The sequence below is a fragment of the Vibrio sp. qd031 genome (assembly GCF_002100145.1).
Lineage (GTDB): Bacteria > Pseudomonadota > Gammaproteobacteria > Enterobacterales > Vibrionaceae > Vibrio.
On record NZ_JXQD01000008.1, the window covers coordinates 35241 to 51239 of the forward strand.

The 15999-nt window shown below is 46.6% G+C and carries 12 protein-coding genes; 6 read left to right on the top strand and 6 right to left on the bottom strand.

Features of this window, described 5'->3' with window-relative positions; translation table 11 throughout:
- The first annotated feature begins 21 nt into the window (after window positions 1-21).
- Together ST37_RS04835 and ST37_RS04840 are read left to right on the top strand one after the other, a co-directional pair.
- The gene (locus tag ST37_RS04835; protein WP_172400931.1) at window positions 22-2469 is read left to right on the top strand and encodes a S8 family serine peptidase; all 2448 of its coding nucleotides are present in this window, start codon (window positions 22-24) and stop codon (window positions 2467-2469) included.
- Between the two features lie 156 nt (window positions 2470-2625).
- Window positions 2626-3258, top strand: a complete 633-nt coding sequence (locus ST37_RS04840) for a transposase (RefSeq protein WP_084884264.1) — start codon at window positions 2626-2628, stop codon at window positions 3256-3258.
- A gap of 469 nt (window positions 3259-3727) precedes the next feature.
- Here ST37_RS04840 and ST37_RS04845 read toward each other — a convergent pair whose 3' ends face one another.
- The 4 genes from ST37_RS04845 to typA all read right to left on the bottom strand — a co-directional run bounded on the left by ST37_RS04845 (window position 3728) and on the right by typA (window position 8013).
- Window positions 3728-4624 carry a bifunctional GNAT family N-acetyltransferase/hotdog fold thioesterase gene (locus tag ST37_RS04845; RefSeq protein WP_084884266.1) on the bottom strand — a complete coding sequence of 299 codons (897 nt, stop codon included), beginning with the start codon at window positions 4622-4624 and terminating at the stop codon, window positions 3728-3730.
- A gap of 56 nt (window positions 4625-4680) precedes the next feature.
- On the bottom strand, window positions 4681-5115 hold the full coding sequence (gene dtd, locus ST37_RS04850; RefSeq protein WP_084884268.1) for a D-aminoacyl-tRNA deacylase: 435 nt from the start codon (window positions 5113-5115) through the stop codon (window positions 4681-4683).
- Entirely contained in the window at window positions 5087-6013 is a 927-nt protein-coding gene (locus ST37_RS04855; protein WP_084884269.1) for a virulence factor BrkB family protein, read from the bottom strand. The genes dtd and ST37_RS04855 overlap by 29 nt, the downstream gene beginning before the upstream one ends.
- 173 nt (window positions 6014-6186) lie before the next feature.
- A complete protein-coding gene (gene typA / locus ST37_RS04860; protein WP_084884427.1) occupies window positions 6187-8013 on the bottom strand; it encodes a translational GTPase TypA in 1827 nt (608 codons plus the stop codon).
- Between the two features lie 494 nt (window positions 8014-8507).
- Between typA and glnA the strand changes: the two genes are divergently transcribed.
- From glnA to add, 4 genes are all read left to right on the top strand, one after another.
- Window positions 8508-9917, top strand: coding sequence for a glutamate--ammonia ligase (gene glnA, locus ST37_RS04865; RefSeq protein ID WP_084884271.1), 1410 nt, complete (start codon window positions 8508-8510; stop codon window positions 9915-9917).
- Between the two features lie 285 nt (window positions 9918-10202).
- Complete coding sequence (gene glnL / locus ST37_RS04870; RefSeq protein WP_084884273.1) at window positions 10203-11258, top strand: nitrogen regulation protein NR(II); 1056 nt, start codon at window positions 10203-10205, stop codon at window positions 11256-11258.
- 37 nt (window positions 11259-11295) lie between these two features.
- Window positions 11296-12705, top strand: a complete 1410-nt coding sequence (gene glnG / locus ST37_RS04875; protein ID WP_084884274.1) for a nitrogen regulation protein NR(I) — start codon at window positions 11296-11298, stop codon at window positions 12703-12705.
- A gap of 212 nt (window positions 12706-12917) precedes the next feature.
- On the top strand, window positions 12918-13916 hold the full coding sequence (gene add, locus ST37_RS04880; RefSeq protein WP_084884276.1) for an adenosine deaminase: 999 nt from the start codon (window positions 12918-12920) through the stop codon (window positions 13914-13916).
- 61 nt (window positions 13917-13977) lie between these two features.
- Here the strand turns inward: add and hemN are convergent, their stop codons facing one another.
- Both hemN and ST37_RS04890 read right to left on the bottom strand, forming a co-directional pair.
- Window positions 13978-15351 (bottom strand): oxygen-independent coproporphyrinogen III oxidase, encoded by a 1374-nt coding sequence (gene hemN, locus ST37_RS04885; protein ID WP_084884429.1) that lies wholly within the window; start codon window positions 15349-15351, stop codon window positions 13978-13980.
- A 152-nt stretch (window positions 15352-15503) separates the two neighbouring features.
- Window positions 15504-15995: a DUF2489 domain-containing protein gene (locus tag ST37_RS04890; RefSeq protein WP_084884277.1), complete on the bottom strand. Its 492-nt coding sequence runs from the start codon at window positions 15993-15995 to the stop codon at window positions 15504-15506.
- Between the last annotated feature and the right edge of the window lie 4 nt (window positions 15996-15999).

A 15999-nucleotide genomic window follows, 5' to 3' on the forward strand; every position in this document is an offset into this window, starting at 1 on the left:
TCCTTTTTTACTATGGATTCTATGAGAATAAGACCAAAATTCTTTTTGCTACTGCTACTGTGTTCCTGCAGCGCTTTCGCACATCAGTGGCTAGTAAGAAGCAGTAATGACTATTTCCAAGACCACCACGCCGGTCTATCTGTGGTGTTTGAGTTTAACAACCAAGATAAGTTGTTCTTGCTGGACTCTCAGGCGGTCAAGCAAGCTTTACTTTCAGACCAAGTTCGCTACGCTAAACCCAATTTAACGTTGGATGAAGACCCTTTATCCCCATACTCCATAACAAATAGTGAGTCCTATCAGAACGGCTTTTCCCTTTCAGGCTTTGAGAGCCTTACCTCTTTTGAGCGCGAGTGTGACTTAGTCCCCATCGCAGTTTTGGACTCCGGTGTCGATACCGAGCACCCAAGCTTAAGTTCCGTTCAAGTATCAGCACCTTACAATGCTATTGATGACACCCATTATCCGAATGATCAATTTGGACATGGCACTCACGTTACCGGAATCATTGCCAGTAGTGCATTTGATGGCTCACTGGGCCAAGGTGAGGGCGGATGCAGTTCAAGCACCATTATGCCGATTCGTTTTTTAAACCGAAGTGGTGGCGGAAGTTTGTCGGATGCGATTGCTGGTATTCAATGGGCAATAGATAACGATGCCCGTATTATTAACCACTCTTGGACGGTCTCGCGCTTCAGTACCCCGCTTTTTGACGTCATGTATGAAGCCGATCAAGCAGGGATAATACAAATTACCGCGGCTGGCAATTCAGGAAAAGATCTAGACGACTTTAACGCCTATCCCGCTAAATTTGCGCCAAGTCTTCGCTATTTAATCGCAGTTGCAAATTGGGATGCTATTTCGGATAAACTGGCCACGAGTAGCAACTACCAGTGGTCATTTGTTGATATCGCCGCACCTGGAACAGACATTTTAAGCCTTGCACCAGATGGGCAGTTTCGTATAGATAGTGGCTCATCCATGGCTGCACCTTGGGTTTCCGCTGCTGTTGCAAGTTACTTACAAGCCAACTCACAAGCCAATGCTGGGCAAGCATTAGCAGCACTACTGCAAACCAGCATTAAATCAGATTCATTGGTGGGTGGAGTAAACCAAGGACAGCGCCTTGACGTTTCAAGCCTCTCAAATCACATTCCCAAACCACATCCATTAAATATCACAACCATCGACAATGAAATGTTTTTGTTCACGACCGATATCGATCAAGTCACCCAATTAGATTTTGAATCTTCAACCAAGGTAAGTGCCGATCATCGAACTGATATTCATTACGCCATTGTCGGTGAGAATGAACTTGGTTTCGATGCTTGGGGCACGCCTGCCGGATGGTGGGTTGTGCACGATACTTATGGGTCACAAACCCGCCTCCCTTATTTGCCGACACTTTCAGCACCGACCGACGTATCGGTGATCCGGACCGAGCAAGGGAATCTTGTCACTTGGCGCGGGGTAACTTACTCGACAGAATTTCAGCTTTACCGCCAAGACCAATATACATCCAATGCTCTGATAGCCAATATTGATGCTCCAACTAATCAATACCTAGACACACAAGGTGAATCGGATGCCATATACCAAGTTAGACAAAGTTATCTTAGCTATATAGGTGACGAGGTTCTGACCTATCAATCAGACAAAAGCAGCGCTAGTGTCGATCAAGACGATATGTGGACAACACAATCGTTAGCTCGTGTTCCCTTAGGGCGAACCGCGCGCTTTCCCATTCAGGTTGACGCTGAAAGGTTAGAGCTGCTTAACGATGAAAACAATCTCGTCAACGCCATTACAGGGACAACATTAGAAATCAATACTCAAATAGCGAGTAGCGCAAGTATCCAGTTGCAAGATCCCGTAACAATGAGTTCGCATTGGTTTGATATTGCCATACAGGATCAACCTTATTGGCAATGGTTAAATGATAACGACGCCTTTGAACTCATCGAAAGTGATATTCAATTGACTTCCGTTCAGCAGCTCGACGGTAGCCGTCTTATGCTCACCGGGGAGTTGCAATCCAATTTTGGCATCATTCAATTCTCACCTGTAAGTGAGCTAAATCAAAGGTTGATACTAAATCTATTAGACGCTCCTATTGATGTTTCTGTGTCGGTATTGTCATCAGGTGTAGCTCCCCGAATTACCGTTGAATCCACTGACCCAGCCCACTTCACGATAACACTGAACTATGCCACTCAAAGTCATGCTTCTTCCGCTAGTCAAGACTCTCGCTGCTTTTTGGCATCCTCTGTATATGTGGATCAACCGAGTAAATTAAATTTCTATCGAGATTTTAGAGATGAAGTCATACTGGGTCTTCCTTTTGGGGAGTTGATGGTAAAACAGTATTACAAACACTCGCCAGTCTGGGTCTCATTTATCGATTCACATCCTAACCTAAAACGCTTTGTCGTTCGTATGCTCGATGGTTTTTATCAGCTCTGGCAGTAACTTGATTAGCCTAAGACTGCACATATTGCGATTAAAAATGCAAACTATGTAACCTGGCTTTTAAAATGAGTTATACCTTCTAAAATTCAACATAGTCATTCCATACACAATCAATGTCACCAACACTGTCGTTTTTACTTTTTCATTGGAAAAACGATGACCAGTCGACTTCGTTACTCTCCTGTTGGCGTCGCACAACATGTTGTTCAGCGGCGCAACAATAAAGAGCCATGCTTTTTTGACCGAGAAGATCGCATTGGTTTTCTTTCTCGGTTACAAAAGTACTCGCAGCTATACCATGCTCAGATCCACAGCTGGGTATTAATGAGTAATCACTTCCATTTGCTTTGCACGCCTCTAAAAGAAAATGGCATTTCTGACATGATGCGCTCGCTGTCGCAATCTTATGTGCCGTTTTTTAATCACAAATACCAGCGTACGGGTAAGTTTTGGCAGGGGCGGTACTTTTCTGCTCCTGTGGAGAGTGAGCGTTATTTTTTGGAGGTGTCTAGGTATATCGAGATGAATCCAGTGCGGGCAGAAATAGTCGATTCACCAGATAAGTATGTGTGGAGCAGTTATCGCGGCAATGCATTAGGCAAACCCTCAACCTTGCTAACCGAACATTCGGTGTATCACGAATTAGGCAGCGATCAAGAATCGAGGTTAGTCGCGTATCGTTCATTGTTTGAAGACGTATTGGATAAACCGGCGCTGGATTTTATTCGTGCACAAACGCAGGCTTGCAGACCGATAGGTGGAACAGACTTTATAACAGAGATAACCTAGTCACTACCGGGACATTAGCGCTGACGCGCAAATGGCCCGGTAGCTGTTTGGTAATACCGTGCGGTTGGCGCGAAGCGTCTACCTTACGATAGTGACTTTGGGATATTCGTTTTTAATGCGCGGGTTACTACCGGGACATTAGCGCTGACGCGCAAATGGCCCGGTAGCTGTTTGGTAATACCGTGCGGTTGGCGCGAAGCGTCTACCTCACGGTAGTGACTGAGGGATATTCGTTTTTTAATGTGCGGGTCACTACCGGGACATTAGCGCTGACGCGCAAATGGCCCGGTAGTTGTTTGGTAATACCGTGCGGTTGGCGCGAAGCGTCTACCTCACGGTAGTGACTGTGGGATATTCGTTTTTTAATGTGCGGGTCACTACCGGGACATTAGCGCTGACGCGCAAATGGCCCGGTAGCTGTTTGGTAATACCGGGCGGTTGGCGCGAAACGCGTACCTCACGGTAGGGGTTAGTTGGGAAGTAACATATATGTGCCAACGAACTCTACAGCTGGGGTGTTGCCACTGTAAATGGTGACCTCAATAACAACACGGGCTCTACGGCCGCCGGCTAGGCGATCGAGATCGCCACTGATACCATCGAGAGAAGTCACAGCCACAGGGCTTTGCTCTACAGGGTGCCGATAGCGGATTTTACTGTCAGCCAGTACGATGTCAGCTTGCAGGTTTCGCTCTTTCATCAGCAGCCATGTCATGCCCCACCCAGTTAAGGTGGCGAGGGTAAAGGCTGATCCTGCAAACATTGTGTTGTGAGGGTTTAGATTGGGGTTTAACTGAGCTACACATTCAAACTTGTTGCCGGTGTATTGGCTGATTTTAATGCCCATTTTGTCACTGATGGGGATCTGCTGTTCCCATCGAGTTTGTAACTCTTGGCACCACTCTGGCTTTCGGATCACGTTGGCCATAGGGTCGAGCGCTTTAACCATCTGTTGATGACGGATAAACCCGCGCTCATCTTGCAAGCCACCTTGGTCTTCAAAGCCGTTACCACGATAAAAGGCAATGGCATCTTCACGAGCGTTACACACAATTCGCTTCGCCCCCTCCTGGCGCGCTAACGACTCCAGAGCGACCAGAATCAACGAACCCAAACCTTTGCCCTGCCGATTGTTCTTTACCGCCATATAGCGTATCTGGCCCTCATCCTGGGGGGTAATGTATAATCGGCCAATCGCTATTGGGCGTCCGCGACTGTCTACAATCATGCGGTGATGGCTTAATTCATCAAACTCATCTCGCTCCGAGCCAAGAGGGCGCTGCCATGGTTCTCGCAGCATTTGCCAGCGAAAATGGTAATATTTATTAAGTTGGTTTTCCGTCTTGGGAACAATCAATTTATACATTGCGCGTCTTCTATTGGCTGGAATTGGGAGTTATACGATTTTGGACTGCATGTTCATCATGCTTCTAGCCAAAAAGTGACTGGACCATCATTGATCAGCGAGACTTTCATGTCTGCCGCAAAGATACCGCTTTGCGTTGGCAGTTGTTGTGCGCTCATCTCGATAAAACGCTCATAAAGCTCTTTTGCTTGCGCGGGAGGCGCACCTCGCGAGAATCCTGCACGAGTCCCTTTTTTCGTATCGGCGGGTAGAGTAAATTGAGAGACAACGAGTAAGCTACCGTCGACATCCTGCACATTTAAATTCATTTTTCCGACGTCGTCTTCAAAAACTCGATATTGAGTGACCCGCTCTAACATCCGCTTGGTCTTTGCTTCATCATCGGTTTTTTCAACGCCTAACAGCACCAGTAACCCTTTATCAATACTGCCGACGATCTCTCCGTCGACTTTAACGCTGGCTTCACTCACTCTTTGTATCAGGGCTATCACTGCTGTCTCCTCTATTGGGTGATGTCTTTTTTAATTTATCTGTCGTTTTAACAAACCACTTCGCTTGATAAGGGGTCTCTTCGTGCCACAACTCTTTTTCACCAAGGCTGGCGGTGATCTCTGCGCCCACCAACACAATAAACCAACACAAGTAGACCCACACAAACAATATTGGTACTGCTGAAAGTGCACCGTAAATCAGTTCGTAAGTTGGAAACTGTGTGATGTAAATAGCAAAGCCTTTTTTGGACACCTCAAATAAGATACCTGCGATCAATGCACCTGTCAGTGCGTGGGTCACACGAACTTTGAGATTGGGCACGAACATATACAATCCAAAAAACGCACTAAAGGAAAACAGTATTGGCAACGCTTGATAGAAAAAATTAATCGCGTCATCACTAATGATCCGCAACCCAGTGATATAAGAACTCACCACAATGCTCGCTCCCACAAAAATGGGACCTAAAGTCAGTACTGTCCAGTACAACGAAAACGAATACACTCGCGCTCTTTTCTTTTTAGACCGCCAAATATAATTTAAGTTGCTATCGATACTGGAAATGAGAAGCAGAGCAGCTACGAACAAAAACGCAAGACCTATCGTAGTCATCTTAGCAGTGTTAGCGATGAACACGGTAAACATCGACTGTACCGTTTCCCCCGCTGCGGGCACAAAATTTCTAAAGATAAAATCTTGAATCTGATCGCCAGCATCAGCAAAGGTAGGTATGCGAGACAGTGCCGTTAATAATACGGTGGTCAAAGGAACCAGTGACAGTAACGTTATGTACGCCATATACCCGGCATTGACGGTCAATCGATCGTGATTTACCCGTTTTACGAGGTAATGAATATAGTGCAAAAACAGATGCACCCGATGAGGGAACCAATCCATGTATCGCTTCCTGCGTAAAATGTGAATCAACGTTTTTCGTTTAAATGCAGTGGCCTACAGAACCAACGTTAATACAATGAGAAATTATGAGTGTGCTTAGTCTAGCAAAAAACAGCGGGCAATAAAAAAGGGCTCCAACTACTTGGAACCCTTCTCAAAAGACGATGTCTTTATTAGATCGCGCCGCGACTTGCACGTTTACGATCAGACTCCGTTAGGAACTTCTTACGAATACGGATGCTTTCTGGTGTGACTTCAACCAGTTCGTCATCATCGATAAACTCAAGAGCTTGCTCAAGCGTGTACTTAATCGCTGGAGTCAGAACCTGCGCTTCATCGGTACCTGATGCACGAACGTTAGTCAGCTGCTTACCTTTCAGGCAGTTTACTGTTAAGTCGTTTGAACGGTTATGAATACCGATAACCTGACCTTCGTAAACTTCATCTGCGTGCTCGCTAAATAGGCGGCCACGCTCTTGAAGGTTAAACAGTGCGTAAGTCAGTGCTTTACCCGTCGCGTTAGAGATTAGCACGCCGTTAATACGTTGGCCGATGTCGCCGCCTTTGTGTGGACCGTAGTGATCAAACGTATGGTAAAGAAGACCAGAACCCGAAGTCAGAGTCATAAACTCAGTTTGGAAACCAATCAAGCCACGAGAAGGCATGTTGAAGTCCATGCGCACACGGCCTTTGCCGTCTGGTGCCATGTCTGTTAGTTCACCTTTACGAAGACCAATGTTCTCCATGATGCCACCTTGGTGCTCTTCAAGCACATCGATGGTCACTGTTTCAAACGGTTCCATCAACTGGCCGTTTTCTTCTTTGATGATAACTTCAGGACGAGATACCGCTAGCTCAAACCCTTCACGACGCATGTTTTCGATAAGGATAGAAAGGTGCAGTTCACCACGACCAGAAACACGGAACTTGTCTGGATCATCCGTTTGCTCAACACGTAATGCAACGTTATGAACCAATTCTTTTTCAAGACGCTCTAGGATGTTACGTGAGGTAACAAACTTACCTTCTTTACCCGCGAACGGAGAGGTGTTTACTTGGAACGTCATGGTTACCGTTGGCTCATCAACAGAAAGTGGCGTCATTGCTTCCACTTCGCCTTGCGCACAAATGGTGTCAGAGATTTTTAGCTCTCCAAGACCAGTCACCGCGATGATGTCGCCTGCAGCAGCATCTGCCACCTCGTGACGCTCTAGACCTAGGTAGCCAAGTACTGTACCAACCTTGCCGTTACGTGTTTTACCATCGGCACCGATAACCGTCACCATTTGGTTTGCTTTAATCGTGCCGCGCGTTAGACGGCCCACACCAATTACACCGACGTAAGAGCTGTAATCTAGCTGAGAGATCTGCATTTGAAGAGAACCTTCACGGTCAACCTCTGGTGCTGCTACGTTATCTACGATCGCTTGGAATAGAGGCTCCATATCGGTGCCTTCAGTCTCTTCTTCGATAGTTGCCCAACCGTTAAGCGCTGATGCGTATACCGTTTGGAAGTCTAGCTGCTCGTCGCTTGCGCCGAGGTTATCAAACAAGTCAAAGACTTGATCCATAACCCAGTCAGGGCGTGCGCCTGGGCGGTCAATTTTGTTGATAACAACGATTGGCTTGAGGCCGTGAGCAAACGCTTTTTGCGTTACAAAGCGAGTTTGAGGCATTGGGCCATCAACCGCGTCTACGATCAGTAGAACACAATCAACCATCGACATGATACGCTCTACTTCACCACCGAAATCGGCGTGTCCTGGAGTATCTACGATGTTGATGCGGTAATCATTCCAGTTAATGGCGGTGTTTTTTGCCAAAATGGTGATACCACGTTCTTTTTCGATATCGTTTGAGTCCATCACGCGCTCTTCCACTTCGCCGCGGGTCTCTAAAGTGCCGGATTGCTGCAGCAGCTTATCTACCAACGTTGTTTTACCGTGGTCAACGTGCGCAATAATGGCGATGTTTCTGAGTTTGTCGATTGATGTAGACATCTGTTTCACTCTTGTTGCGGCGTGATACGCCGGATTAGGCTTGCTGTCAAGCGTGTTAATTGGCGCATAATGTACCAGATTTTGCTCAAATTCCCAGAGAATTGTGATCTTGAGCGAATTAAATCTGTAGCACGCTGTTGCATTCATTGCATGAAAAACATGACTGAGATCTCGACCGTGGAGTTTCAATGCGTCGACAATTGACACCGAAATTAAAAAGCTGCTCAATACATTCACTGTGCAGAAAACAGTCAAGCCGTAGCTCTCGCACCAAAATGGCGCACCAATATGGTGCGCGGTTGAATCATTATGGTGCAATAGAATGCACCATTAGGATGCGGCAATCATTAAGGCGCTGTTTTATAAAGAATAAAATATTTGGCACAGTTTTAGCTTAGATGGAAATAGTTTCGAATACATATTTAGTGAGCCTGCACCATTTGAAGTACACGCCACTAGACACAACGATTTATAAACACTGGAGGTTATCCGAAATGTCAGTAGAAAATGTTCTATCACTGATCCAAGAAAATGAAGTGAAGTTTGTCGACCTGCGCTTCACAGACACAAAAGGTAAAGAGCAGCACGTTTCGATTCCTGCTCACCAAGTTGACGCTGACTTTTTCGAAGAAGGCAAAATGTTCGATGGCTCTTCAGTTGCTGGCTGGAAAGGCATTAACGAATCTGACATGGTAATGATGCCAGACGCAAGCTCTGCGGTACTGGACCCATTCACAGAAGACTCTACACTTAACCTTCGCTGTGACATCCTAGAGCCTGCAACTATGCAAGGCTACGACCGTGACCCACGCTCTATCGCTAAGCGCGCTGAAGACTTCATGCGCTCTACAGGCATCGCTGATGACGTTCTAATCGGTCCTGAGCCAGAGTTCTTCCTATTTGACGATGTTAAGTTCTCTACTGACATGTCTGGTTCTTTCTTCAAAATTGATGATGTAGAAGCAGCATGGAACACAGGTACTGACTTCGAAGGCGGTAACAAAGGTCACCGTCCTGGCGTTAAAGGTGGTTACTTCCCAGTTGCACCAGTTGACTCTTCTCAAGATATCCGCTCTGCAATGTGTTTGGTTCTTGAAGAAATGGGCCAAGTTGTTGAAGCGCATCACCACGAAGTGGCAACTGCGGGTCAAAACGAAATCGCAACTCGCTTTAACACTCTAACGGCGAAAGCGGACGAGATTCAGGTATACAAGTACGTAGTACACAACGTTGCACACGCATTTGGTAAAACAGCTACCTTTATGCCTAAGCCACTAGTAGGCGATAACGGTTCTGGTATGCACGTTCACCAATCTCTTGCAAAAGACGGTGTGAACTTGTTTGCGGGTGACAAGTACGGCGGTCTATCTGACCTCGCTATCTACTACATCGGCGGTATCATCAAGCACGCTAAAGCAATCAACGCATTTGCTAACGCGTCAACTAACTCATACAAGCGTCTTGTACCTGGGTTCGAAGCACCTGTTATGCTTGCATACTCTGCACGTAACCGTTCTGCATCTATCCGTATCCCAGTAGTACCAAGCCCTAAAGCACGTCGTATCGAGCTACGTTTTGGTGACCCATCTGCTAACCCATACCTATGCTTTGCAGCAATGCTAATGGCTGGTCTTGACGGAATTAAGAACAAGATCCACCCAGGTGAAGCAATGGACAAAGATTTGTACGACCTACCAGCAGAAGAAGCAGCTGAAATCCCAACAGTGGCTTACTCACTAAAAGAAGCTCTAGAATGTCTAGACGCGGACCGTGAGTTCCTAACCGCTGGCGGCGTATTCTCTGACGACTTCATCGATTCTTACATCGATCTTAAGTCTCAAGACGTAGAAAAAGTAAACATGACAACTCACCCACTTGAGTTTGAACTTTACTACTCTGTGTAATAGATACTTTACGCAAAATTCAACGGCCTGCTTATGCAGGCCGTTTTTGCTTTAAATAACTTATTTTTCAAATAGATAACTTACCCTCTCGCACCAATTTACGGCAAGGTAATTGCATTGTTATGTGAATAGGCTAGAAAATCCGTCTTTTCGCACCAAAAAAGCGCACAGCTTGCTCAAGCAAAACGTAAAACCCTTTGTCAGATCGCGGTTTACGCTATTGCACCAAATCTGTGCAAGGACTTACAATGGTGCAATAGGCTCAAATAAGGTAGGCGTCGGATCATGGACAACTCAGTTACGACAACCATTATCGATAATATGGTCACCGCAACACTGCTCTTAGATGAAGCACTGGTGATTCGTTACGCCAACCCGGCAGTGGAACAACTTTTCTCGTACAGTCGAAAACGCATCATCGACAATGGATTATCCAAAGTGGTTCAACATGCTTCACTGGATTTAGCGTTATTGACTCAACCATTGCAAAGCGGCCAAAGCATGACCGACAGTGATGTCACCTTGGTGGTTGATGGTAAGCCGCTGTTGGTTGAAATGACCGTTAGCCCGTTAACGTTCAACAAATCATTGATGTTGCTGGTAGAGCTCAAAAAAGTCGATCAGCAGCGACGACTGAGCCAAGAATTAAACCAGCACGCACAGCAACAAGCGGCGAAGTTATTAGTTCGTTCGTTGGCTCATGAAATTAAAAATCCATTAGGTGGATTACGCGGTGCAGCGCAGCTACTCGAACGTATGCTTCCTGACCCATCCTTGCACGAATACACGCAAATCATTATTGAACAGGCGGACAGATTACGAAGCCTCGTTGACCGACTGCTTGGGCCGCAGCGTCCTGGCACCAAGAAGCAGGAAAATCTGCATTTGTTGCTCGAGAAAGTCCGGCAATTGGTTGAGCTGGAAAGCGAGCGATGCTTAGTCTTTCAGCGAGACTATGACCCGAGCCTACCAGACATTTTGATGGATACCGACCAGATTGAACAAGCACTGCTCAATATTATTAGCAATGCCGCACAAATTTTACGCGGGCGTGATGATGGGAAAATTGTTCTAAAAACTCGCACTGTGCATCAGACCAATATTCATGGCAAGCACCACAAACTGGCTGCGATGATTGAAATTACCGACAACGGTCCCGGCATCCCAAAAGAGCTACAGGATACCTTGTTTTACCCCATGGTCAGTGGGCGTGAAGGCGGTACAGGACTAGGGCTATCGATAGCTCAAACTCTGGTGGATCAACATCAAGGAAAAATTGAAGTCGAAAGCTGGCCAGGGCGCACCATATTTACCATTTTTATACCGATTTTAGTGGCTTAGGGCTTCCCTACCACACGTAAGTTCAAGGATACCAGTTATGAGTAAAGGATACGTTTGGGTTGTTGATGACGACAGTTCTATCCGCTGGGTGATGGAGAAAACTTTATCCAGCGCCAACATTCAGTGTGAAACATTTGCTGATGGTGAAAGCGTGTTGCAATCACTGGAGCGTGAAACACCCGATGTTCTGGTTTCGGATATTCGCATGCCGGGTATCGATGGCTTGGATTTGCTCAAGCAGGTCCATCAAAAGTTGCCTGAGTTGCCGGTCATTATTATGACTGCGCACTCCGACTTAGACGCGGCCGTCAAAGCCTACAAAACAGGGGCTTTTGAATACCTTCCAAAGCCTTTTGACGTCGATGAAACCGTGACTTTGGTCGAACGTGCTATTACTCATAGCCAAGAGCAGAAAAAAGAAAGCCTCTCTTTAGCTGAGCAGCCCGAGAGCACGCCAGAAATCATTGGTGAGGCCCCTGCTATGCAGGAAGTATTTAGAGCAATTGGTCGCTTGTCTCGCTCCTCAATCTCCGTATTAATTAATGGTGAATCAGGCACAGGTAAAGAGCTGGTCGCGCATGCGCTGCATAAACACTCCCCTCGTGCAAAAAACCCTTTTATCGCTCTAAACATGGCTGCTATTCCCAAAGACTTAATCGAATCCGAGCTGTTTGGTCACGAAAAAGGAGCGTTTACGGGCGCTGCGAATGTGCGTCAAGGACGCTTTGAACAAGCCAATGGCGGAACCCTGTTTTTGGATGAGATTGGCGATATGCCACTCGACATTCAAACGCGACTGCTTCGCGTGCTGGCCGATGGTCAGTTTTACCGAGTTGGTGGACGAGAGGCGATCAAAGTCGATGTCCGTATTATTGCAGCCACCCACCAAAACTTAGAAAAATTGGTTCAGGCGGGCGACTTTAGGGAAGATTTATTCCACCGTCTTAATGTGATTCGAGTGCAGATCCCGGCACTGCGAGAGCGTAAACAAGACATCGAAAAACTGACTAAGCATTTCTTATCCCTTGCAGCCGAAGAGTTGGGTGTTGAGGTAAAATTGCTGCATTCAGATACGATTTCAACGTTGGAGTCGTTATCTTGGCCCGGAAACGTGCGTCAGTTGGAAAACATCTGTCGTTGGCTTACGGTGATGGCCAGTGGCAATGAAGTCTTGCCAGATGATTTACCACCAGAGCTTTTTGATGAATCACCGGCTACAGGCAGTACAGAAGCGCATAATTGGCAGATGCTGCTAAAAAACTGGGCAGACCAACAATTTGCGCAAGGCAAGATCGATATCTTGGCGGATGCCTTACCGGAGTTTGAGCGAATTTTGCTACAAACTGCGCTTAAGCATACCAATGGCCACAAACAAGATGCAGCAAAAGCGTTGGGCTGGGGCCGAAACACGCTTACACGAAAACTGAAAGAGCTGGATATCGGCTAACCCAACAACATAGGTTGCAGCCTAGCAACCCAATGTAACGTTTGCTTCTGCTGTCAATCGCAGCCGAAGCAACGTTTTGCCTCTTCAAACGCGCTTTATACTGCACAACAAAACATCACGTAATCGCTACCCTTAGCAGAAATTTTTGATCCCCCTCACTTTTTGCTTACGACTGGTTATACTTAGGCAAAAAAGAATATGGAGCCCATTGCATGCTAAATTTCACATTGCCTGTCACAGACTTACATCGCCACCTTGATGGCAACATTCGTCCACAAACCATCTTGGACCTAGCATCAAAGTTTGGCATCAAGCTTCCGGCTAACGATCTTGAAGGCTTACGCCCGCACGTTCAAATTGTCGAAAATGAACCGTCATTAGTCGCGTTTCTACAAAAGCTCGACTGGGGCGTTGCGGTGCTGGGTGATTTGGATGCGGTTTACCGCGTTGCCTATGAAAACGTTGAAGATGCACTGCAAGCGAAAATTGATTACGCCGAACTGCGCTTCTCTCCGTACTATATGGCGATGAAACACAATTTGCCTGTTCAGGGTGTAGTTGAAGCCGTCATCGATGGTGTGGCCGCTGGTAGCCGTGATTTTGGGGTTAAAACTAACCTCATTGGGATCATGAGCCGAACATTCGGTGTCGAGGCCTGTACTCAAGAGCTAGATGCACTGCTCGCCTGCAAAGAGCGCCTAATCGCAATTGACCTAGCGGGTGATGAAATTGGGCAGCCAGGTGAGCAATTTGTTGAACACTTTAAACGTGTTCGCGACGCGTATCTCAATGTGACCGTACATGCAGGGGAAGCAGCAGGAGCGGCGAGCATGTGGCAAGCCATCCAAGAGTTAGGTGCAACTCGAATTGGCCATGGCGTCAAAGCGTTTGAAGATGACAGCCTCGTCGATTACTTAGCGCAGCACCGCATTGGTATTGAGTCGTGCTTAACCTCCAACATTCAAACCAGTACGGTTGAATCTTTAGCGTCTCACCCAATTAAGCGTTTTCTGGAACGCGACGTTCTCGCAACGTTAAACACCGACGATCCTGCGGTAGAAGGGATTGATTTGCCGTATGAGTATCAAGTGGCCGCGCCGCAAATTTTGACTCAACAGCAAATTGAGCAAGCTCAGCACAATGGTTTGGCGATCGCGTTTCTTTCTGACGGGGACAAAAAAGCACTTCAGCAGATGGCTGCACAACGCTAAATTCGCCGCGTTATGAGTTCGCAACCGGCCCATGAGTTTGGGCCGGTTGCGTATTGAATTGCTATATTACTCTTGAGAACTGCTGTTGACGAGCACGGTCACGCAGATACTTATCAAAACACATGCAGATATTGCGGATCAGCAATCGACCACGCAAACTCACGGTAATCTCCGTATCAGTCACTTCGACCAGTTTATCGTCGACAAACGTCTGTAGTAGCGCTAAGTCTTCTGCAAAGTAGTCATTGAAGGTGATAGAGAACTGTTTTTCAATAGCAGACTTGTCTAAGCTGAAGTTACAGATTAGCGCTTTGATCACTTCTCGACGAAGTAAGTCATCACTATCTAATGAAACCCCTTTCCATAAGGCATGTCTTTGGTCATCAACCTGAGCGTAGTATTTTTTTAGCTCTTTTTGGTTCTGTGCGTAGCTGTCACCGATCATCGAAATCGCCGACACCCCGAAGCCAACCAAGTCACAATCACCTTGTGTAGTGTAACCTTGGAAGTTGCGGTGCAAAATGCCCTCACGCTGAGCGATCGCTAACTCATCATCGGGTAAGGCAAAGTGGTCCATACCAATAAACTGATAGCCTTCTGCAGTAAGAGTTGAGATGGTTTGCTGCAGAATCGCCATTTTTTCTTGCGCTTGTGGCAAGTCTTCATCTTTAATTTTACGCTGCGCCGCAAACAGTTGAGGCATGTGGGCGTAATTAAACACCGATAAACGGCCAGGGCGCATCTCTAGAACCTGTTTTACCGTTTCGGCAAAACTCTCTGCCGTTTGCTTAGGCAAGCCGTAGATCAAATCGAGGTTAGTCGAACGAAATCCGAGCTTTTTCGCTCGTGCAACCATATCGAAGATAAATTGCTCGTCCTGCTCTCGGTTAACCAGTTTTTGAACGTCTTTATTGAAGTCCTGTACACCAATGCTAAGACGGTTAAAGCCTTCACCACGCAAGTGATCCAACATCGTCAATTGGATTTCACGCGGGTCAACTTCAATGCTGATCTCGGCGTCATCGGAGAATGAAAACTCGTCGCGGACAATGTCCATAACGCGACTGATTTGGGATTCTGTTAGGAATGTTGGTGTACCGCCACCAAAATGCAATTGGGTTACGGTGCGGCCATGCAAAAGTGCTGCACGCGTTCTGATCTCACACTCAAGCACATCGAGGTATTCATCGGCTTTGTGGTTGTGACGAGTGATCACCTTGTTGCAGCCACAGTAGTAACAAAGCTTGTGGCAAAATGGAATGTGGATATACAGTGATAGAGGTCTTTCAGGGTAATCAAGACACGCCATATCAAACTCTGCCACGGTGTAGGCTTCGTGAAATTCGACGGCCGTTGGGTATGAGGTGTAACGAGGGCCAGAGTAGTTATACTTCTCTAGCATCTCTTGGTCCCAAATTATTTGCTGGCTTTGCATGGTAATGTCTGTCTTTAAAAGGCCCATATACGACGATGGCGTCTATTTTGCCATAGACGCCATGAATACGCTTAAAACGTTATCAGTTGCTCTAGATCAAACCCCATTATTGCGGGTCAGATCACTACAGTTGTTAGCAGTCTGTTACGCAACTAATGCACAGTTTGAATAGAAATATGGTTATTCAACGGCTGCAACTGTTTGATCAACACTTTCAACTCTTCAATAATTGCGTCGTTGAGTCGAGCCTCTGCTTTGTGCCTTGCTAATGTCTGCTGCATGCGCTGCTTTTTAGGAAGCTCTTGTCGCGACTCTCCACGTGCCATGTCATTGACAATATCAAACAGTTCATAGGTTGCAGGAAGACTCTGTTTAACATCCACTCGCTGTTCACCTTGAACATAATCCAATACGTTGCATAAGCGAATGCTGATTTCTGACAGATCGCACTGACCTTGAATTCCGGCAAGACACAACGTGTGGGCACTTTCGAATATTTTGGCGTTGCGCTGCTCAACCGCCAATTTGTGCTGTTGAGCAATCAAAGCTTTTTGCTTCTTAAGTTGCAGCAGTAAGTAACCCGCATAGGTGGCCAGCGCCACCACAATGCCGATACCCACAATGATAAGCAGCGTCCAATTCATTCCT

What these genes read in the sequence shown, in the direction of transcription:
- ST37_RS04890 (WP_084884277.1), bottom strand. Translation starts at nt 15,995, where the DNA reads ATGAATTGGACGCTGCTTATCATTGTGGGTATCGGCATTGTGGTGGCG.
- ST37_RS04840 (WP_084884264.1), top strand. Translation starts at nt 2,626, where the DNA reads ATGACCAGTCGACTTCGTTACTCTCCTGTTGGCGTCGCACAACATGTT.
- ST37_RS04835 (WP_172400931.1), top strand. Translation starts at nt 22, where the DNA reads ATGAGAATAAGACCAAAATTCTTTTTGCTACTGCTACTGTGTTCCTGC.
- add (WP_084884276.1), top strand. Translation starts at nt 12,918, where the DNA reads ATGCTAAATTTCACATTGCCTGTCACAGACTTACATCGCCACCTTGAT.
- hemN (WP_084884429.1), bottom strand. Translation starts at nt 15,351, where the DNA reads ATGCAAAGCCAGCAAATAATTTGGGACCAAGAGATGCTAGAGAAGTAT.
- ST37_RS04845 (WP_084884266.1), bottom strand. Translation starts at nt 4,624, where the DNA reads ATGTATAAATTGATTGTTCCCAAGACGGAAAACCAACTTAATAAATAT.
- ST37_RS04855 (WP_084884269.1), bottom strand. Translation starts at nt 6,013, where the DNA reads ATGGATTGGTTCCCTCATCGGGTGCATCTGTTTTTGCACTATATTCAT.
- typA (WP_084884427.1), bottom strand. Translation starts at nt 8,013, where the DNA reads ATGTCTACATCAATCGACAAACTCAGAAACATCGCCATTATTGCGCAC.
- glnG (WP_084884274.1), top strand. Translation starts at nt 11,296, where the DNA reads ATGAGTAAAGGATACGTTTGGGTTGTTGATGACGACAGTTCTATCCGC.
- glnL (WP_084884273.1), top strand. Translation starts at nt 10,203, where the DNA reads ATGGACAACTCAGTTACGACAACCATTATCGATAATATGGTCACCGCA.
- glnA (WP_084884271.1), top strand. Translation starts at nt 8,508, where the DNA reads ATGTCAGTAGAAAATGTTCTATCACTGATCCAAGAAAATGAAGTGAAG.